This is a genomic window from Streptomyces sp. LHD-70, assembly GCF_031157275.1.
Lineage (GTDB): Bacteria > Actinomycetota > Actinomycetes > Streptomycetales > Streptomycetaceae > Streptomyces.
Map to the genome: position 1 here is coordinate 213,078 of NZ_JAVIFW010000007.1, position 17,871 is coordinate 230,948.

Consider the following 17,871-nt stretch of genomic DNA (forward strand, 5'->3'; position numbering starts at 1 on the left):
GACCCGAGGAGTGATCTCTTGACCGGTACCACGCTGACCTTCCCGGCCGTCGACGCGGGCGCCGTCCTGGCCGGTGCCGCCCATCACTTCCCCGACCGAGTCGCCGTACGCGACGGCGAGCAGTTCCTCACCTTCGCCGAACTGCACGAGCAGGCACGGCAGTTCGCGCGCGGCCTGCACGAGCACGGCATCGCACCGGGCGACACGGTCCTGCTTCTGATCCCCAACTGCCTTTGGTTTCCGGTGAGTTACTGGGGTGCGCTGTACGCGGGCGCCGTGGCCAGCCCGGCCAACCCGGCGCTGCCGCCCGCCGCGCTCGCCGCTCAACTCGCGGACTCCGGTGCGCGCGCGGTGGTCGCCCACCCCGCGTCGCTCGCCTCGGTATACGCGGCCGACGCACCGGCGCCGCACCTCACCGTCGTCGTCCCCGGCGCCGCGGGACCGACCGCGCAGGGACCGACCGCGGAGGGACCGGCCGCGCAGGGACCGACCGCCGAGGGACCGACCGCCGAGGCGCCGCCCCCACCGGCGGGCCGGACCGTGCTCGCCGCCGAGTCACTGCTCCGGTACGGGCGCGCCGAGCGGGTCGTGCGCCGCCCGGACGACCTGGCCCACCTCGCGTACACGGGCGGGACCACGGGCCGCTCCAAGGCGGTGCGTGTGCTGCACCGCAACCTCCTCGCGAACGTCGCACAGGTCGCCTGGTTCCGGGGCGCCGCCCGCACCGTCCTCGTCGACGGGCTGCTCGGCGCCGAGCAGGACAAGGAGCGCGCCACGGCCCACCACCACGCGCCCGGCACGGCGACCACACTCGCGGTGGCGCCGCTGTTCCACGCCATGGGCCTGATCGGGCTCGTCGGCAACACACTGGTCGGCACGACGGTGGTGCTGTGCGCGCGCTTCGACCCCGAGCGGTTCCTCGCGGATGTCGTGGAGCACCAGGTGTCCTGGCTGGGCGGCTCCCCGGCGATGTACCGGGCCCTGCTCGCCGCGCCGTCCGCCGCGGGGCTCCGCGTCGAGTCCGTCTCCAACGTCCTCTCGGGTGCGGCGCCCATCGACCCGGAGACCGTACGACGGCTCGGCGAGCTGTTCCCCAACGCGCTGGTCACCGAGGGGTACGGGCTCACCGAGGCGACCATGTCCCTCACCCTGCACCCGGTGGACCCGGCCCTCGGCACGCCGCCGGGGTCGGTCGGACTCCCCGTCCCCGGCACGGAGTTGAGCATCCGCGACCTCACCGACCCCGAGCGGGAACTGCCCGTCGGCGGGACCGGCGAGGTCTGGGCCCGCGGCCCGCAGATCACCGACGGCTACCACGGCCGCGACGACCTGACCGCGGATCAGTTCCGGGACGGCTGGCTGCGCACCGGCGACGTGGGCCGGGTGGATGAGCGCGGCTTCCTGTTCCTGTCCGGCCGGGCCAAGGACATGCTGATCTACAAGGGTTACAACGTCTATCCCCTGCACCTGGAGGACGTACTCGCCGGACACCCGGCGGTCGCCGCCGCCGCGGTCATCGGCGTACCGCACCCGGAGGCGGGCGAGATCCCCGCCGCGTACGTGGTGCTCCGCCCCTCGGCCACGGCGAGCGCCGAGGAGCTGATGGCGTACGTGGCCGAGCGCGTCGCCCCGTACCAGCGGGTGCGGGAGCTGCACTTCGTACCCGCGCTGCCGGTGTCCGCCGCGGGCAAGATCCTCAAGACCGAACTCCGCGCACGGCATGGGGAGTTGACCGCCGAGACGGCGGCCGGGGTCACGACGAAGGGAGACCGGTGAGGATCGCATGACGTTGAGCTACGGCGGGATTTCAAGGAGACCGAAGGTCGACCCGGTCGCCCCGGACCGGCCCGGTGAGCCCGGGTGAGCCCGGCGAGCCCGGTGCAGGACGCCTTGGCTATCGTGAGCCGTCCCTCGGCGTCGTCCGGCCCGCCCGGCCGCGCGCCGTCAACCGGCAGCAGAACGGGGCGAGATGGCACAGGACCGGCTGATCCACGGCTGCATGGGACTGGGCGGAAGCTGGGACCGCGAGCCGTACGGCGCGGCGGACGTGGAGCACGCGCACGCCGTGGTCGAAGCGGCGCTCGACGCGGGCATCACCACGTTCGACCACGCCGACATCTACCGGCACGGCAAGGCTGAGGCGGTCTTCGGGGAGGTACTGGCCCGCGCGCCCGAGCTGCGGGGCAGGATCACAGTGCAGACCAAGTGCGGCATCCGGCTCGCCGAGGGTGACCGGCCCGGCACGTACGACCTGCGAGGCAGCAGCATCGTGCGGTGCGTGGAGGAGAGCCTGACCCGGCTGCGCACGGACCACGTGGACACGCTGCTGCTGCACCGCCCCGACCCGCTCGCCGACCCGGAGGACATCGCCGAGGCCCTGACGTCCCTGCACGGGCAGGGTCTGGTGAAGCAGTTCGGCGTGTCCAACATGAGTGCACATCAACTGGCCCGGCTGCAGGGCCCATTGGATCTCCCGCTGGTCGTGAATCAGCTGGAGATGAGCCTGCACCGCAGGGACTGGCTGGAGTCCGAGGTTCTGGTCAACACTCCCGGGGCAGCCCAACTCGGCTTCCCGGAGGGCACGTTGGACCACTGCCGGTCGCACTCCGTACAGCTCCAGGCCTGGGGCGCCCTCGCCCAGGGTCGTTACAGCGACCGCCCCGAGACGGCGGCCGACCGGGCGACGGCCCTTCTGGTCCGCGAGCTGGCGGAGCGGAAGGGCACCACGTCGGAGACGATCGTGCTGTGGTGGCTCCGCCGCCACCCGGCCGGCATCGTCCCGGTCATCGGCACCGCCAACCCGGCCCGCATCCGCGCCTGCCGCGACGCCACCGGCGAGCCCCGGCTCTCCCACGACGAGTGGTACGAGCTGTGGATCACGGCCCGAGGAACGCCGCTGCCCTGAGGAGGCCGGGCCGCCTGGGCTCAGCCGGACGCGCCACCCGGCGTCAGCTCGTCCGCGTGATCGGCCGCCCACCGCGCCAGGGTGCGGCCCGGCCGCCCGAGGACCCGCTCCGTGTCCGGGTCGACCTGCGGCGGCTCCTCCGCGTACTCGGCCTGGTAGCCGAGGAGGTACTCGGCGATCTCCCCCGGGATGCCCGACGTGGTGTACATGGCGCGGGCCTGGCCGTACGTCAGCGGCTCGAAACGCAGCTCGCGGCCTAGGCCGTTTCCTTCGGGTCAGGCCGGACCCGGTCGGCGGAGGTGGTCGACCCCGGCAAGGCCCGAAGGAGACAGCCTGGCCCCGTGCCGATGGCCGCCGCCTGCTCGCGGTGGGTGAGCGCCTCGGGCCCGCTGAGCGAGTAGGCGCGCCCGGCGTGGCCGTCCTCCAGGAGCGCGGCGACGGCCACCTCGGCGATGTCGGCCTCGTGCACGGGTACGCCGATCGCGTCCGGGAAGGCGCTCCGTACCGTCGACTCGGTGCGGATCGACTCGCCCACGGGGACAGCTTGTTGGTGGCGAACTCCCCCGGCCGTACATGCGTCCACTCCAACTCCGAGGCCTCGACGGCCTGTTCGGCGGCGAGCAGCATCTCGTAGCTGCCGGGCCGCCGGACCGCGACGGCGCTGCTGGTGGGCGTGACCATGCGCCGGGCACCGCCGCGGGCCGCCCGCTCCACGAAGGCGCGGGCCTGCTCGGCCGCCGCGGCGGGGTCGAGCGCCCCGGCCAGGAAGTACAGGGCGTCCACGCCGTGGAGGGCGGCGCCGGGTTCGGTGAGGGTCCCGCCACCACTTCGACGGCCTCGGGGAGCTACGCGCCCGCCGGGTCGCGGGTGAGCGCCCGTACCTTGCGGCCCGCGTGGAGCAGGCGGTCGACCACGATGCGTCCGACCGTGCCTGTCGCTCCGGTGACCAGGATCGTCATGCCTCTGCCCCTTCGTTCTGGACGCCGAACTCCTCGGCGTGGCGCAGAGGTTAAGCAGCTCGCGGTGGTACGCGCACCTCGGCTCATGTCTCGTTTGACGGCCGTCGGGGCACCGCTTCCGACCGTAGGATTCGCCCCATGGAGGCGCTCGCTGACCGGCTCGTACCGGACGAACTGTGGGCGGTGGCCGAGCCCTCATGTCGGCGCCGCGCCCCCGCAGCCAGGGCAGCGGCAGGTCCGCCGCGGACCGCCGCCAGGTGCTCGTCGCGGTGGTGTACGTCCTGACGAGCGGCTGCGCCTGGCAGCTCCTCCCGCCGGCCTTCGGCTGACCGTGCCCACGGCACACCGCTGGTTCAGCCGCTGGACCCGCGCGGGCTTCTGGCGGGACCTGCGTGCGGCGACGGCCACCGCCCCGGCGCTCGCGGCGTGGACGCGCGCGCTGCACGAGTGCGCGGAGCGGCGCGTGTACGTCCAGGGCGTCGACGCCTGAGGTGGCGGCGCCGCGGGCGCGCGAAATTCACCAACTGAGACATGGCCGAGGAGCCCTCGTACGAGCGCGGGCTGATCAGGCCCGAGGGTTGATCAGCCGAGCCGAGCCGAGCCGGGGCCGCTCACAGCTGCCGCATCGCCACCCGCCGCATCCGCCGGATCCGGCGCCGCAGGATCCGTACCGCGTCTGCCGCTCCGAGGGCGTGGTCGCGGCGGTCCGGCTGCGGGGTGAGCGGCAGCAGGTAGCGGGTGCGGTCGCTCTCCAGGAGGCACAGGGGCGGCTCGCCCCCGTGCGCCACGGGCGCGAGCAGGATGCGGAAGGGGCGCGGCGGGTCGTCCGGGAGTTCAGCGTCGAGCACGGCGGTCTCCCGGCCGAGTGCACGGCGGTACGCGACAACCTTGCCGTCCACGAGGAGTTCGACCGCGCCGTGGACACCGGCGACCTGGACCGTCACGGAGTGGCCGTTCTGGTCGATGTGGAAGCGCTGAGCCGTGGCCATGGCGTGCCTCCCGCCGCTGGGCTCGCTCGCACGAGGGGCTGTGTCTCCAGCGTAGGCGGGTGCCGGGCCATTGCGCCGTTCGGGCGTCACGGGCGCCGTGCGGGGACCGGCCTCAGGTCGGGCCGGCGGGCGCGGATGCGCTGGCGCAGGTCCGTGCTGAGTCGGCCGAGTCGGCGCAGATCGGCCCGGTCGGCCGTCATCCCGGCGACGACGCCGAGCCGGTGCACGAGCCGTTCCCGCGCGGTGGCGGTGCCCCACTCCCAGTCCTCGTCGGCGATCCGCACCAGGTGGTCGCCCGTACCGCGACGGGCCTTCTCGACCAGCGCGTCCCCGCGGAGCAGCCACCCCGCGCAGGCGTCGACGAGACCGGCCTTGGGGCTGTCCTCGCGCCCGTCGCCGAGATCGGTGCCGGTCGCCGCGCGCCAGGCTGTGCGGTACGCGGACTCCGCCCGGTCGAGGAGCGGGGCGGGGGCCGCGGTGACGCACCAGCAGGTGGGGAAGCCGATCCGCAGGTACGCGAGTTCCATCAGGCCGCTGCCCAGTGCGGCCTGTTCGAAGTCGATGAACCGGACGCCGTCGGCGGTGTGCAGGTCGTTGCCGGGGCACGGGTCGCCGTGCAGCAGGGCTTGACCCGGCGCCCGGTCGAGGCGGTCGAGCCGGTCGAGCCGGTCGAGGAGCGCGTCGAGCTCGTCGCGGACTCCATGCGGGGCGGGGACGTCGAGTACGTCGGCGAGCCCGAGGAAGGCGGTGACGTCTCGCTCGTCCGGGCCTGACCACCGCGGCAGGGTTCCGGTGTCCTGCGGGCGGGCGGTGGCGTGCAGCCGGGCGAGGGCCGCCGCGTAGTCGACGGTCCAGTCGGCGGGGAGGCGGCGCCGGTGCCGCAGGTCCTCCAGGACCAGGACGCGCTCGTGCGGGTCGGTGGCGCGCAGGGCGGGCGCTACGGGCGGGGCGGCGCGGGCGGCGAGCCGGAGCGCGGTCACCTCGCGCGTGTACCGTTCGTCCGCCTCCGGGGCGTCGACCAGCTGCTTCACGACCGCGGTGTCTCCGGCCACCGTCACCACCCGCCAGACGCGCGAGCGCGGGCTGCTGTCCAGGGGGTCGGTGTGCACGACGGGGGCGAGGCCGGCTCGGAGCCGTAATGGTTCGTTCAGCGGGGTTGGCGGCGTCATGAACTCATGGTGGCTCATGGCTCATGGCTCGTGACTCATGGTTCGTGGCTCGTGACTCACGGACGGGGGCGGCCAGTTGGCGCGGCCGGTTGTCAGTGGCCCCGCCTAGAGTCGGGGGCATGACGAACGATGTGCCCGAGGCATGGCAGTCCTGTCTCGAAGCGGCGAGCGCGGAAGTGGCCGCGATCGCACGCCGGGCCCGCGAGGTGGTCCGGGACGCGGTCCCGGACGCCGTGGAGGAGGTCGACGTACCGGCGCGACTCCTCGCCTTCACCTACGCACCCGGCACGTACAAGGGCATCGCGGTGGGCCTCGTCCTGCACTCCAGACATGTGAATCTGCAGTTCGGCGAGGGAGTTGAGCTGACCGCGCACGATCCGGACGGCCTGCTCACCGGCACGGGCAAGAAGGCCCGCCATGTGAAGCTCCACGCCCCTGAGGATCCGGAGGATCCACGCGTGGCGGAGCTGGTACGCGCCGCCGCTGCACGACGCCGCGCCCAACTGACCGACGGGTAGGCGGACATGAAGCACGCACGGGGGGAATCGACATGACCGGCACAGCCACGCGGTACCTCTATCTCGTCCGGCACGGCGAGGCGTCGGCGGACGAGAGCGCGCTGACGGAGAGCGGCCGTCGGCAGGCCTCGCTGCTGGGGCAACGCCTCCGGGACGTCCCCTTCGCGGCCGTTCATCATGGACCGCTGCCCAGAGCGGCGGAGACGGCCCGCCTGGTCGGCGAGCAGTTGAGGCACGCGCCTCTGTACACCTCGGATGTCACCGGCGACTACGTCCCGTACCTGCCGCCCAAGGATGAACTCCCCCCGGAATCAGCGGAGTTCTACCTGCGCTTCCTCGCCGACACGACCGACGACGAACGCGAGCGCGGACCGGTCCTGGCCCAACAGGCGCTGGAACTTTTTGCCGGACCGGCACAGGGCGAGGAGGACCGGCACGAGCTGGTCGTCACCCACAACTTCCTGGTCGCCTGGCTCGTCCGGGATGCCATGCACGCGCCGAAGTGGCGCTGGCTCGGCCTCCATTACGGCAACAGCTCCCTGACGGTCATCCGCTACGCCCCCGCCCGGCCGGCCTCCGTACTCCTCGCCAACGACATGCGACACCTGCCCGCCGAGCTGCGCTGGACTGGCTTTCCTCCCGAGTTCCACATGCCGTGAGGGACGTGGGGGGACGTGGGGGGACGTGAGGGAGCCTAACCGTCGCGCGTTCCATGGCGTCCACTTAATGAACGTCACGTTCAAGTAAAGAGCCACCCGGCAACCACGCGACGCCTTGACGCCCCCTGGTCATCGTGTCACGCTTCCGAAAATTTTGGTCGCGGCGCTCACTTAACGAACGCGCTCTTCCCGGGCCGACCGGCCCACGGTGCCCGACCAATGCGCCCTGCCGTGCCCTCTGCCGCGTACAAGCACCACTTCCCCCCGCACGACCGCGACGCCCAGCGTGGACACCCCTCCGTCCGCGCACCGCGTCGCAGTCATCCAGGCGAGCAGGCCCGCACCGCTCACCTCAGGAAGGACTGAAGTGTGACCCTCACCAGCACTCCCGAGCCCGCTGCGACGCGATCGCAGAGCACCCGGCCGCCGGTCGACAAACAGCGATTCATGGTCAGGATGACCGCGGTGATCGTCGGTGGCATGTTCATCGACGGATACATCCTCGGCATCATCGGCACGGCCATCGGTGCCGCCACCGCCGAGCTGAACATGTCCCTGCTCTGGCAAGGCCTGATCGGGGCGTCCGCCCTCATCGGCATCTTCATCGGCGGGCCGCTCGGCGGCTGGCTCGCCGACAAGTTCGGCCGCAAGCCCACTTTCACGCTCGACCTCGCGATGTTCGTGGTCTGCTCGTTCCTCCAGTTCTTCGTCGACTCGGCCTGGCAGCTGTTCGCCGTACGCCTCCTGATGGGGGTCGCGATCGGCGCCGACTACTCCGTCGGCTGGCCGCTGCTCGCCGAGTTCGCCCCTGCCCGCAAGCGCGGCAAGCTGATGTCGCTCTCCGAGGTCGCCTGGTACCTCGGGTTCATGCTGGCCTTCGCCCTCGGCTACGTGATGACCTCGGCGTTCTCCCTGGACTGGCGGATCGTCCTGGGCTCCAGCACGGTGCCCGCGGTGATCCTGTTCCTGGCCCGCCTCGGCCTTCCGGAGTCCCCGCGCTGGCTGATGAACCAGGGCAGGACCGAGGAGGCCGAGCAGGTCGCCCACGACTACCTCGAATCCCCCGCCGAAGCCCTCGACCTGTCGGCCGAGTCCACCCGCAAGGGCACCTTCGGCATGGCTCTTCTCGCGGGACTACTGGCGGGCGACCACGTTCATCTCCGTCTTCTGGTTCTGCGCCGTCACCCCGTACTTCGCCATCGCCACCTTCGCGGCCAGCGTCCTCGCCGACTACGGCCTCGGCGACGGCTTCGGCGGCGCCATCGGCGTCAACGGCCTCGCGCTGCTCGGCGTGCTGGCCTCGCTGCTCCTCATCGAGCGGATCGGCCGACGCAAGCTCACGATCCCGCAGCAGTGGGTGTGCGCGGTCGTCCTCGTCGTCATCGGCCTGTGGACCTCGGCGCCGCCCGCCGTGATCCTGGCCTGCTTCCTGGTCTTCGCCTTCGCCAACGCCATGTGCACGGCCCTGACCGGCGTCTACCCCGGCGAGATCTTCCCCACCGAGATACGTGGCATCGGCACCGGCTTCGCCACCGCGTTCAGCCGCGTCGGGGCCGCCCTCGGTACGTTCCTGCTGCCCTGGTCGATGCAGCACCTCGGCGCGGGACCGAGCATGCTCATCGCCGCGGGCGTGTGCGTCGTCGGCGCCCTGGTCTCCCAGGCCCTCGCCCCCGAGACGATGGGCCGCCCCCTGAGCGAGACCTCGGCCCCGCACCGCTCCGCCCGCGACGCGCAGCGGATGAACCGGTAGGAGCCCGAAGCCCCACTACGGCGAGAGCCTTCGGCCGGTGCGAGGACCCTGCGTCTCCTCACCGGCCGAAGGCGAACGAACCGCTCCGCCCCGCCCCGCCCCGCCCCGGGAGACGGAGCCTCGCGGGGAGAACCTCAGGGAAAACCACAGGGAGATTCCAGAGGTTGCGGAGATTGCGGAGATTACGGAAGTTCCGGAGACTCCGAGGATTCCCAACCCGGCCACATGAGCTGCTTCAGCTTCTCGGAGGCCTGCTGCATGTGCTGCAGTGTCGCGGGAATGCGGTCCCGGCCGAAGCGGTAGCGCGGGGCGTCCACGGTGAGAATCGCGACCAGGGCGCCCGCGGAATCCCGTACCGGCCGGGAGAGCGAGAGGAGGCCCTCTTCCAGTTCGTTGTCGATCACCGAATAGCCCTGCTCCCTGACCTGCTGCAATTCCTTGAGCAGTACCTTCCGGTCGGTGATGGTGTCCGGGGTGAAGGCCTCCAGCTCGTCCGGAAGCCTTTCCTGGAGCCGCTTCGCCGGCATTTCGGCCAGGACGACCTTTCCGGTGGAACTCGCGTGCAAAGGCCAGTGCTGGCCGACCAGGGATTCCACCGAGACGCCTACGACCTGCGAGCCCGTGGCGGCGGCGATGAGTTCCAGTTCATGGCTGGGCGTGGGCACCGAGAGCGTCACCGTTTCCCCGAGTGCCAGGGCCAGTTCGTCCAGGGCCGGCTGGATGCGGCTCGCGAGACCGTCGTACGGGTCCGCGTGCCGGGCGAGCCGGGCGAATTCCCAGCCGAGCGTGTATTTGGAATCGACGCGGTCGACGAAACCGGTCTGCTCGAAGCTGTTCAGGAGCCGGAACGCGGTGGGCCGCGCGAGCCCCACGGCGGCGGCGAGTTCGGTCACCGTCGCACCCGACTCGTGCCGGGCCAGTTCCCGCAGCAGCAGAACGCCCCTGATGACCGACCTGTTGGTAAGTCCCTCTGCCTCGGGCACCGCGCCCACACACCTTTCCAGCCGGTCAAGAATTGCCCCGATCCTACTAGCACGTAGTCAGGCCCTGACCTGGCCGCACGGACCGTCGGGAGCGGTGCGGGCCCTGCCTCAGGGGCACGCCACGCTGTTCGCCGGCGCCGGGGTGCCGAGCGGACAGTCCGGTCGAATCGCCCGCCGCTCACGGGAGATGAGCCCGTACGTGAGGGCCAGGGCGAGCGTGCCGAGGGCTGCGGCGGTCCAGCTGAGCGTGGTGACCGCGGCGGTCAGGGGCATACAGGCGGTCATGAGGCCGACGGCGACGGCCGGGGTGCCGGAGCCCAGGTAGAACAGCAGGTGCAGGGCGGAGCCGACGCCGCCGCGGTGACCGACGGGAGTGCGGGCGTCCACGGCTCCGGTGGCTCCGCTGAACGCGAGGCCGTGCCCGGCGCCTGCGAGCAGGGCCGAGCCGATCGTGGCGGGCAGGGACGTGGCGCCGGTGACGGCGAGCAGCAGCAGGCTCACGGTGAGCGCGGCGACGCCGACGCGCTGCGTGGTCCAGGTGCTCCAACGGGCCGCGGCGAGTTGGGCGATGAGCGACCAGCCGAGGACCGCGGCGAGGACTCCACCGGACAGGGCCGGGTTGTTGCTGTGCAGGCTCCGCTCCAGGAGGGCCGGTACGAGGGCGAGGTAGATGCCGACGACGGCCCAGGCGAGGAAGCCGTTGAACCCGGCGACGAGGAAGAGCGGGCGCAGCGCGGCGGGGATGCGCGGTCGGGCCAGGCGGGGGCGGCGGGTGCCGGGTCCGGTCGCCGTCGGGGGGACGGCGCGGCCGAGGCGGGTCCAGACCCAGGCGAGCAGCGCCAGGTGCAGGATGAACGGGGTGACGAGCGGGCCGGATACGTACCGGGCCAGGGCGCCGGAGACCGCCGGGCCGAGGGCCGTGCCGCCCGCGAAGGCGAGGCTCACGAGGAGCGGGCCGCCGATCCTGGCGGCCGTACTGCGGTGCCAGACGATCAGGGCCTGCGCCGCGCCGGTCGCCGCGCCCAGGGCGAGGGCCTGGCCGACACGCCCCGCGAAGAGGAGCGCGGGGCTGTCGGCGAGAAGGAAGCAGGCGGAACCGGCCGCGGCGAGCAGCACGCTGAGGCGCAGGAGCGGGCGCGGGCCGAGCGTGTCGGCCGCCGGGCCGCACAGGAGCAGCGCCGGTCCGCTCACCAGCGCGAAGGTGGCGAACAGCAGCGTCATCGTCAAGTCGCCGTAGCCGAACAGGCGTTGGTAGTCCGGATAGAGCGGGCTGGGCAGATAGGCGCCCGCCGTGAGCACGATCAGCAGCAGTGCGGCGGTCCGTACCGCCCCGCGGTCCCGGTCAGCCGACTCCGTCGGCAGCCCCCGCCCCCAAGAAACCTTCAACTCCGTCACGACGGACAGTGTGCACGGAATAAAACACAAGGGGAATCAAACAATTCCGCGGTCGATCGTGCAAACTATTCGCATGATTGATCCCAGGATCCGGATCCTGCAGATGGTCGCCGAGCACGGCACCGTCACGGCCGCCGCGCAGGCCCTCAACTACACGCCGTCCGCCGTCTCGTACCAGCTGCGCCAGCTGGCCGCCGACCTCGGCACCGAACTCCTCGTCCACCAGGGCCGGGGCATCCGGCTCACCAACGCGGCGCGCATCCTGCTCCGGCACGCGGAGCGGCTGCAGGAGCAGTGGGAGCTGGCGCGCGCCGAGCTGGCCGCCGCCGCTTCCGAGCCCACCGGCCAGGTCACGCTCTGCGGCTTCTCCACGGCGGCGAGCACCCTGCTGCCTCCCGCCGCGGCGGCGCTGCGGGACGCGCATCCGCATGTCACGGTGCGGATCGTGGAGGCCGAGCCGGACCGCTGCTTCGACCTGCTCCTGTCGCAGGAGGCGGACCTCGCGCTCCTCGTCGTCACGGCCGACTCGCCGCCCATGACGGACGGCCGATTCGACCAACAGCCCCTGCTCGACGACCCGTTGGACCTCGTCGTACCGCAGGACCATCCCCTTGCCCGCAAGCGCCGGGTCACGCTGGCCGACGCCGCTCGGGAGGAGTGGATCGTCGGCAACCCCGGCACCACCTACCACCAGCTGGTGCTCGCGGCCTGCATGGGCGCCGGGTTCACCCCGCAGATCGCGCACCACTCCGACGAGTGGGACACCGGCACGGCGCTCGTCGCGCACGGTTTCGGGGTGTTCCTGGTGCCGCGGCTCGCGCGGCTGCACGAGGACCGCCGGGTCACGCGCCTGCGCCTGCACGGCGAGCCCGCGCCGGCCCGCCGCATCATGGCGGTGACCCGCCCGGGCGGCCGCAAGATCCCGACACTGCTGCACGCCGTGGACACGATCACCCGAACGGCCGCCCAACTCCTGCCACACTCCTGAGAGTTGAGGACGGCGCCCTGCTTGGCGGGCGGGGCGGGCGGCTCCGCTCAGATCGCCTCGCGGATCGCCCGCTCGAAGCCCTCCACGTGGTCCCGTGCGAGCAGCGCCGCCCGGTCCGGCTCGCCCGCGACGATGGCCTCGATCAGTGGGCTGTGCTCCTCGACGTGGCCCGACATGTCGTCCAGGCGGTCGACGAACAGGCACCAGATGCGGGTGGCGAGGTTGTCATGGCGTACGAGGGTGTCTTCGAGGTACGGGTTGTGCGTGGCCGCGTAGATGGCGCGGTGGACCTGGAGGTCGAGGCGCATCAGCTCGGCGGCGTCGCGCTCGGCTTCGGCCACGGACTTCAGCTCCGCGAGCAGCGTGGCGAGCGCCTCGCGGTCGGCGGCCGTGGCGCGGCGGGCGGCCTGGGCGGCGGCGAGGGGTTCCAGTTCCTGGCGGACCTCGGAGATATGGGCCAGGTCGGTGATGTTGACGTCGGTGGCAAAGGTGCCGCGGCGCGGGTAGGTGGTGATCAGCCGCTCGTACTGGAGCCGCTTGAGCGCCTCGCGCACCGGGGTGCGGCCGACGCCGAGGGACTGCATCAGCTGGTCCTCGTTGATCGGGTCGCCGGGGCGGATCTCGAGCATGACGAGGCGGTCGCGAATGGCGCGGTACGCCCGCTCGGCGAGCGACAGTTCATCGCCCCGAGGATCGGTCGCGACCTGCTGCATGAAGTCCCCTTGCCTACCGGAACGCGCACCCTGTGTGCTGCGCCGTGTGCTGGCCGAGTCTAGTGACTGGCCCGCACATCGGTTGACTCGGTCACTTATATTGCTCGGTCTCGCATCCCCGTACTCACTCCGTCTCCCATCCCCGTGCCGGACCGCCGTGGGTGCAGTGCACGGCGGTCCGGCTGTCTGGGGTGGGCGCCCGGCCTACGCCGGGACGTTGTCCCTCTCCACCTCGATCGTGGTGTCCGGTCCGTGCCCGGTGTGCACCACGGTCTCGCCGGGGAGCCGGAGCAGCTTCTCCCGGATGGAGCGCACGATCACGTCGTAGTCGCTGAACGACCGGCCGGTGGCGCCGGGGCCGCCGTTGAAGAGGGTGTCGCCGGTGAAGACGGCGCCGAGCTCCGCCGCATAGAAGCACACCGCGCCGGGCGCGTGCCCGGGGGTGTGCAGGACGCGCAGCTCGATGCCCGCGACCTCCACGACGTCGCCGTCCCCGAGGTCGGCGTCCCACTTGCTGCCCGGGTGCGTGAGCTCCCACACGGGCCGGTCGTCGGGATGGAGGAGTACGGGTGCCTGGGTACGGGCGGCCAGCTGCGGCGCCACGCGGACGTGGTCGTCGTGGGCGTGCGTGCACAGGATCGCCTTCACGCGGCGGCCCGCGACGACCTCCAGGATGCGGTCGACGTCGTGCGGGGCGTCGACGACCACACACTCCTGGTCGTCGCCGATCACCCACACGTTGTTGTCGACCTGGTGGGTCTCGCCGTCGAGGGAGAACGTCCCGGAGGTGACGGTGTGCTCGACGCGTACGCGGTCGCGGCTCACAGGATCACCACCGAGCGCAGCACGTCGCCGTGGTGCATCCGCTCGAAGGCCGACTCGACGTCCCCGAGCGTGATCTCCTCGGTCACGAACGCGTCGAGGTCGAGCCTGCCCTGCCGGTACAGGTCGATCAGCATCGGGAAGTCCCGCGCGGGCAGGCAGTCGCCGTACCAGCTGGACTTGAGGGCGCCGCCGCGGCCGAACACGTCGATCAGCGGGATGTCGGGCAGTTTCATGTCCGGGGTGGGGACGCCGACGAGGACCAGGGTGCCCGCCAAGTCCCTTGCGTAGAACGCCTGTTGGTACGTCTCCGGCCTGCCGACCGCGTCGATCACCACGTCGGCGCCGAAGCCGCCGGTCAGCTCGCGGATCGCCTCGACCGCGTCCCGTTCCTTGCTGTTGACGGTGTCGGTGGCGCCGAGGTCCTTCGCCCAGTCCAGCTTGCGGTCGTCGATGTCCACGGCGATGACGCGGGACGCACCCGCGAGGCTCGACCCGACGACGGCCGCGCAGCCGACGCCGCCGCAGCCGATCACCGCGACGCTCTTGCCGCGTCCCACGGCGCCGGTGTTGATGGCGGCGCCGAGTCCGGCCATCACTCCGCAGCCGAGGAGCCCTGCGGCGGCCGGCGAGGCGGACGGGTCGACCTTGGTGCACTGCCCGGCGTGGACGAGGGTCTTCTCGGCGAAGGCGCCGATGCCGAGGGCGGGCGTGAGTTCCGTACCGTCGGTCAAGGTCATCTTCTGGGTGGCGTTGTGCGTGGCGAAGCAGTACCAGGGCTCGCCGCGGTCACATGCGCGGCAATTCCCGCACACCGCACGCCAGTTGAGGACCACGAAGTCACCGGGCTCGACCTGGGTGACACCCTCGCCGACGGTCTCCACCAGGCCCGCCGCCTCGTGGCCGAGCAGGAACGGGAACTCGTCGTTGATGCCGCCCTGGCGGTAGTGCAGATCGGTGTGGCAGACCCCGCAGGCCTGCACCTTCACGACGACCTCGCCGGGACCGGGATCGGGGATGCGGATCGTCTCAACGGTGACCGGCGCGTCTTTCGCCCTGGCCACGACGCCGCGGACTTCTTGCATGTCGTACTCCTTCTGTCTCGGTGTGCGTTCTTACGGGTACGTCAACGACCTCGCGGCCGACGGGACTCGCCGCCACCGGTCCGACCGCCGGGCGGCGTGGTCGGTGAGCAGGTGGCCGAGCACGAACCTGATCATCGCGGGAGTTGGGGATCCACGGGCGCCTGAGCCTGCCAGGCGATTGATATATCAATGCCGGTCGCAACGTATGCGGGGTGACCTCGCCGGTCAAGGGCTCGTCGAAGGCTCGTCGGAACGCAGGGCCACGGCCGGATTTCACTTACCGTTCCCCACCTCTTGACCCGCTGCGGCGGCACGCTCTACCTTCCTGGAAGAGCTGATATATCAGTCACATATTAATGCTTCCCCGTGGTTCGAAGGTGGTGTTCGGCATGGCAGCGAATCCGTCGGTGACCGATGACGGAGCTCTTCTCTCCCTCCCTCTGAAGGGCCTGGACCCGGAGGTCGCCGCGGCGCTCTCCGAGGAATTGCACCGCCAGCAGTCCACTCTCGAGATGATCGCCTCGGAGAACTTCGCCCCCGCCGCCGTGATGGAGGCCCAGGGCTCGGTCCTCACCAACAAGTACGCCGAGGGCTACCCCGGCCGCCGCTACTACGGCGGCTGCGAACACGTCGACGTCGTCGAGCGGCTGGCGATCGACCGCGTGAAGGAGCTGTTCGGCGCCGAGGCCGCCAACGTCCAGCCGCACTCCGGTGCCCAGGCCAACGCCGCCGCGATGTTCGCCCTCCTGAACCCGGGCGACACAATCCTCGGGCTCGACCTCGCGCACGGCGGCCACCTCACGCACGGCATGAAGATCAACTACTCCGGCAAGCTCTACAACGTGGTGCCGTACCACGTGAGCGAGTCCGACCTGCGGATCGACATGGACGAGGTCGCGGAGCTCGCCCGCACCCACCGGCCGAAGCTGATCGTCGCCGGCTGGTCCGCCTACCCGCGCCGCCTGGACTTCGCCGCGTTCCGGCGGATCGCGGACGAGGTCGGCGCGTATCTGATGGTGGACATGGCGCACTTCGCCGGGCTCGTCGCCGCCGGTCTGCACCCAAGTCCCGTACCGTACGCGGACGTTGTCACCACCACGACGCACAAGACGCTCGGCGGGCCGCGCGGCGGGGTGATCCTCAGCAAGGCCTCGCTCGCCAAGAAGATCAACTCGGCGGTCTTCCCCGGCCAGCAGGGCGGCCCGCTCGAGCATGTGATCGCGGCGAAGGCGGTGGCGTTCAAGGTCGCCGCGTCCGAGGCGTTCCGCGAGCGGCAGCAGCGCACCCTCGACGGTGCCCGCATCCTGGCCGGGCGGCTGCTCGCCGACGACGTGGCCGAGGCGGGCATCACCGTCCTCACCGGCGGCACCGAGGTCCACCTGGTCCTGGTCGACCTGCGGAACTCCGCGCTCGACGGGCAGCAGGCCGAGGACCGCCTGCACCGCATCGGCATCACCGTCAACCGCAACGCGGTGCCCTTCGACCCGCGCCCGCCGATGGTCTCCTCCGGGCTGCGCATCGGCACCCCGGCCCTGGCCACCCGCGGCTTCGGCGAAGCCGAGTTCCGCGAGGTCGCCGACATCATCGCCCAGGCCCTCAAGGACGAGCGGTTCGACGACGAGCGCGCGGCCCTGCTGCGCGACCGCGTCGAGAAGCTCGCCTACGCCTTCCCCCTCTACGCCCACCTGAACGGAGAAGCGGCATGACCACCGAGTCGCTGCCGGAGCACCCCGACTGGCTCTGGCGCAACCCCGAGCCGCGCTCCTCGTACGACGTGATCATCGTCGGCGCGGGCGGCCACGGCCTGGCCACCGCCTACTACCTCGCCAAGAACCACGGCATCACCAACGTCGCCGTCCTGGAGAAGGGCTGGCTGGCCGGCGGCAACATGGCGCGCAACACCACGATCATCCGGTCCAACTACCTGTGGGACGAGAGCGCCGCGATCTACGAGCACGCGCTCAAGCTGTGGGAGCAGCTGCCCGAGGAGCTGGACTACGACTTCCTGTTCAGCCAGCGCGGTGTGCTCAATCTCGCGCACACGCTGCAGGACGTCCGCGAGAGCGTGCGCCGTGTGGGTGCCAACAAGCTGAACGGCGTGGACGCCGAGTGGCTTGAGCCGGACGAGGTCGCCAAGGTCTGTCCGATCCTCAACGTGTCCACGGACACCCGTTACCCGGTGCTCGGGGCCACCTACCAGCCGCGTGCGGGCATCGCCAAGCACGACCACGTGGCCTGGGCCCTCGCCCGGCGCGCGGACGAGATGGGCGTGGACCTGATCCAGGGCTGCGAGGTCACCGGCTTCATCAAGGACGGCAACCGGGTCGTCGGCGTCGAGACCAACCGCGGCCGCATCAACGCGGGGCGGGTCGCGCTCGCCGCCGCCGGGCACAGCAGCGTCCTCGCCGAGCGGGCGGGCGTACGGCTGCCGATCCAGTCGCACCCGCTGCAGGCGCTGGTCTCCGAGCTGCACGAGCCGGTGCACCCGACCGTCGTGATGTCCAACCACGTGCACGTGTACGTGTCGCAGGCGCACAAGGGCGAGCTGGTGATGGGCGCGGGCGTGGACTCGTACAACGGGTACGGGCAGCGCGGTTCGTTCCATGTGATCGAGCATCAGATGGCCGCCGCCGTCGAGCTGTTCCCCATCTTCGCGCGGGCGCACGTGCTGCGGACCTGGGGCGGCATCGTGGACACCACCCCGGACGCCTCGCCGATCATCTCCACCACCGAGGTGGAGAACCTGTACGTCAACTGCGGTTGGGGCACGGGCGGTTTCAAGGGCACCCCGGCCGCCGGCTGGACCTTCGCCCACACCATCGCGACCGGCGAGCCGCACCCCCTGAACGCCCCCTTCGCCCTGGACCGCTTCACCTCGGGCGCCCTGATCGACGAGCACGGCGCCGCCGCCGTGGCCCACTGAAAGCCTGTGGAGA

Annotated in this window: 19 protein-coding genes and 3 pseudogenes; 11 read left to right on the forward strand and 11 right to left on the reverse strand. The window is 71.6% G+C overall.

Annotated elements, in window-relative coordinates; genetic code table 11:
• The first annotated feature begins 18 nt into the window (after positions 1-18).
• Both RCO28_RS15870 and RCO28_RS15875 read left to right on the forward strand, forming a co-directional pair.
• Positions 19-1,776: an AMP-binding protein gene (locus RCO28_RS15870; RefSeq protein ID WP_308941767.1), complete on the forward strand. Its 1,758-nt coding sequence runs from the start codon at positions 19-21 to the stop codon at positions 1,774-1,776.
• Positions 1,777-1,969: 193 nt separating this feature from the next.
• Positions 1,970-2,905 (forward strand): aldo/keto reductase, encoded by a 936-nt coding sequence (locus tag RCO28_RS15875; RefSeq protein WP_308941768.1) that lies wholly within the window; start codon positions 1,970-1,972, stop codon positions 2,903-2,905.
• Positions 2,906-2,925: 20 nt separating this feature from the next.
• Here RCO28_RS15875 and RCO28_RS15880 read toward each other — a convergent pair whose 3' ends face one another.
• From RCO28_RS15880 to RCO28_RS39350, 4 genes and pseudogenes are all read right to left on the reverse strand, one after another.
• Positions 2,926-3,114, reverse strand: a complete 189-nt coding sequence (locus RCO28_RS15880) for a hypothetical protein (RefSeq protein WP_308941769.1) — start codon at positions 3,112-3,114, stop codon at positions 2,926-2,928.
• Between the two features lie 47 nt (positions 3,115-3,161).
• Complete coding sequence (locus RCO28_RS15885; RefSeq protein ID WP_308941770.1) at positions 3,162-3,440, reverse strand: hypothetical protein; 279 nt, start codon at positions 3,438-3,440, stop codon at positions 3,162-3,164.
• A gap of 71 nt (positions 3,441-3,511) precedes the next feature.
• Positions 3,512-3,688: pseudogene (locus RCO28_RS39345) on the reverse strand (NmrA family protein); the annotation flags it as partial.
• A 62-nt stretch (positions 3,689-3,750) separates the two neighbouring features.
• Entirely contained in the window at positions 3,751-3,864 is a 114-nt protein-coding gene (locus RCO28_RS39350; protein ID WP_374991171.1) for an NmrA family NAD(P)-binding protein, read from the reverse strand.
• A 197-nt stretch (positions 3,865-4,061) separates the two neighbouring features.
• Between RCO28_RS39350 and RCO28_RS15895 the strand changes: the two genes are divergently transcribed.
• The gene (locus RCO28_RS15895) at positions 4,062-4,193 is read left to right on the forward strand and encodes a transposase (protein WP_308941771.1); all 132 of its coding nucleotides are present in this window, start codon (positions 4,062-4,064) and stop codon (positions 4,191-4,193) included.
• A 2-nt stretch (positions 4,194-4,195) separates the two neighbouring features.
• A complete protein-coding gene (locus RCO28_RS15900; protein WP_308941772.1) occupies positions 4,196-4,354 on the forward strand; it encodes a hypothetical protein in 159 nt (52 codons plus the stop codon).
• A 121-nt stretch (positions 4,355-4,475) separates the two neighbouring features.
• Here the strand turns inward: RCO28_RS15900 and RCO28_RS15905 are convergent, their stop codons facing one another.
• Entirely contained in the window at positions 4,476-4,853 is a 378-nt protein-coding gene (locus tag RCO28_RS15905) for a hypothetical protein (RefSeq protein ID WP_308941773.1), read from the reverse strand.
• Between the two features lie 86 nt (positions 4,854-4,939).
• On the reverse strand, positions 4,940-6,022 hold the full coding sequence (locus tag RCO28_RS15910; RefSeq protein ID WP_308941774.1) for an aminoglycoside phosphotransferase family protein: 1,083 nt from the start codon (positions 6,020-6,022) through the stop codon (positions 4,940-4,942).
• Between the two features lie 119 nt (positions 6,023-6,141).
• On the opposite strand from RCO28_RS15910, the gene RCO28_RS15915 reads away from it, so the two are divergent.
• The 4 genes and pseudogenes from RCO28_RS15915 to RCO28_RS15930 form a co-directional block, all read left to right on the forward strand.
• Positions 6,142-6,540 (forward strand): DUF1801 domain-containing protein, encoded by a 399-nt coding sequence (locus RCO28_RS15915; protein ID WP_308941775.1) that lies wholly within the window; start codon positions 6,142-6,144, stop codon positions 6,538-6,540.
• A 32-nt stretch (positions 6,541-6,572) separates the two neighbouring features.
• Positions 6,573-7,199 carry a histidine phosphatase family protein gene (locus RCO28_RS15920; RefSeq protein ID WP_308941776.1) on the forward strand — a complete coding sequence of 209 codons (627 nt, stop codon included), beginning with the start codon at positions 6,573-6,575 and terminating at the stop codon, positions 7,197-7,199.
• Positions 7,200-7,679: 480 nt separating this feature from the next.
• Positions 7,680-8,201: pseudogene (locus RCO28_RS39355) on the forward strand (MFS transporter); the annotation flags it as partial.
• Positions 8,202-8,331: 130 nt separating this feature from the next.
• Positions 8,332-8,949: pseudogene (locus RCO28_RS15930) on the forward strand (MFS transporter); the annotation flags it as partial.
• Positions 8,950-9,131: 182 nt separating this feature from the next.
• Here RCO28_RS15930 and RCO28_RS15935 read toward each other — a convergent pair.
• Complete coding sequence (locus RCO28_RS15935) at positions 9,132-9,932, reverse strand: IclR family transcriptional regulator (RefSeq protein WP_308941778.1); 801 nt, start codon at positions 9,930-9,932, stop codon at positions 9,132-9,134.
• A gap of 108 nt (positions 9,933-10,040) precedes the next feature.
• A complete protein-coding gene (locus RCO28_RS15940; RefSeq protein ID WP_308941779.1) occupies positions 10,041-11,327 on the reverse strand; it encodes an MFS transporter in 1,287 nt (428 codons plus the stop codon).
• A gap of 73 nt (positions 11,328-11,400) precedes the next feature.
• Here RCO28_RS15940 and RCO28_RS15945 point away from each other — a divergent pair, with 73 nt between their 5' ends.
• The gene (locus RCO28_RS15945; RefSeq protein ID WP_308941780.1) at positions 11,401-12,315 is read left to right on the forward strand and encodes a LysR family transcriptional regulator; all 915 of its coding nucleotides are present in this window, start codon (positions 11,401-11,403) and stop codon (positions 12,313-12,315) included.
• Between the two features lie 47 nt (positions 12,316-12,362).
• On the opposite strand, the gene RCO28_RS15950 is transcribed toward RCO28_RS15945, so the two are convergent.
• The 3 genes from RCO28_RS15950 to RCO28_RS15960 form a co-directional block, all read right to left on the reverse strand.
• Positions 12,363-13,028, reverse strand: coding sequence for a GntR family transcriptional regulator (locus tag RCO28_RS15950; RefSeq protein WP_308941781.1), 666 nt, complete (start codon positions 13,026-13,028; stop codon positions 12,363-12,365).
• A 204-nt stretch (positions 13,029-13,232) separates the two neighbouring features.
• Positions 13,233-13,853, reverse strand: coding sequence for an MBL fold metallo-hydrolase (locus RCO28_RS15955; protein ID WP_308941782.1), 621 nt, complete (start codon positions 13,851-13,853; stop codon positions 13,233-13,235).
• Entirely contained in the window at positions 13,850-14,935 is a 1,086-nt protein-coding gene (locus RCO28_RS15960) for an S-(hydroxymethyl)mycothiol dehydrogenase (protein ID WP_308941783.1), read from the reverse strand. The genes RCO28_RS15955 and RCO28_RS15960 overlap by 4 nt, the downstream gene beginning before the upstream one ends.
• A 389-nt stretch (positions 14,936-15,324) precedes the next feature.
• Between RCO28_RS15960 and glyA the strand changes: the two genes are divergently transcribed.
• Positions 15,325-16,641, forward strand: coding sequence for a serine hydroxymethyltransferase (glyA, locus tag RCO28_RS15965; RefSeq protein WP_308941784.1), 1,317 nt, complete (start codon positions 15,325-15,327; stop codon positions 16,639-16,641).
• On the forward strand, positions 16,638-17,858 hold the full coding sequence (locus RCO28_RS15970; protein WP_308941785.1) for a sarcosine oxidase subunit beta family protein: 1,221 nt from the start codon (positions 16,638-16,640) through the stop codon (positions 17,856-17,858). The genes glyA and RCO28_RS15970 overlap by 4 nt, the downstream gene beginning before the upstream one ends.
• Positions 17,859-17,871 lie beyond the last annotated feature (13 nt).

Excerpts from the sequence above, each read along its gene's own strand:
- RCO28_RS15950 (WP_308941781.1), bottom strand. The coding sequence starts at position 13,028 with ATGCAGCAGGTCGCGACCGATCCTCGGGGCGATGAACTGTCGCTCGCC.
- RCO28_RS15875 (WP_308941768.1), top strand. The coding sequence starts at position 1,970 with ATGGCACAGGACCGGCTGATCCACGGCTGCATGGGACTGGGCGGAAGC.
- glyA (WP_308941784.1), top strand. The coding sequence starts at position 15,325 with ATGGCAGCGAATCCGTCGGTGACCGATGACGGAGCTCTTCTCTCCCTC.
- RCO28_RS15905 (WP_308941773.1), bottom strand. The coding sequence starts at position 4,853 with ATGGCCACGGCTCAGCGCTTCCACATCGACCAGAACGGCCACTCCGTG.
- RCO28_RS15920 (WP_308941776.1), top strand. The coding sequence starts at position 6,573 with ATGACCGGCACAGCCACGCGGTACCTCTATCTCGTCCGGCACGGCGAG.
- RCO28_RS15945 (WP_308941780.1), top strand. The coding sequence starts at position 11,401 with ATGATTGATCCCAGGATCCGGATCCTGCAGATGGTCGCCGAGCACGGC.
- RCO28_RS15915 (WP_308941775.1), top strand. The coding sequence starts at position 6,142 with ATGACGAACGATGTGCCCGAGGCATGGCAGTCCTGTCTCGAAGCGGCG.
- RCO28_RS15880 (WP_308941769.1), bottom strand. The coding sequence starts at position 3,114 with ATGTACACCACGTCGGGCATCCCGGGGGAGATCGCCGAGTACCTCCTC.
- RCO28_RS15960 (WP_308941783.1), bottom strand. The coding sequence starts at position 14,935 with ATGCAAGAAGTCCGCGGCGTCGTGGCCAGGGCGAAAGACGCGCCGGTC.
- RCO28_RS15970 (WP_308941785.1), top strand. The coding sequence starts at position 16,638 with ATGACCACCGAGTCGCTGCCGGAGCACCCCGACTGGCTCTGGCGCAAC.
- RCO28_RS39350 (WP_374991171.1), bottom strand. The coding sequence starts at position 3,864 with ATGACGATCCTGGTCACCGGAGCGACAGGCACGGTCGGACGCATCGTG.
- RCO28_RS15895 (WP_308941771.1), top strand. The coding sequence starts at position 4,062 with ATGTCGGCGCCGCGCCCCCGCAGCCAGGGCAGCGGCAGGTCCGCCGCG.
- RCO28_RS15910 (WP_308941774.1), bottom strand. The coding sequence starts at position 6,022 with ATGACGCCGCCAACCCCGCTGAACGAACCATTACGGCTCCGAGCCGGC.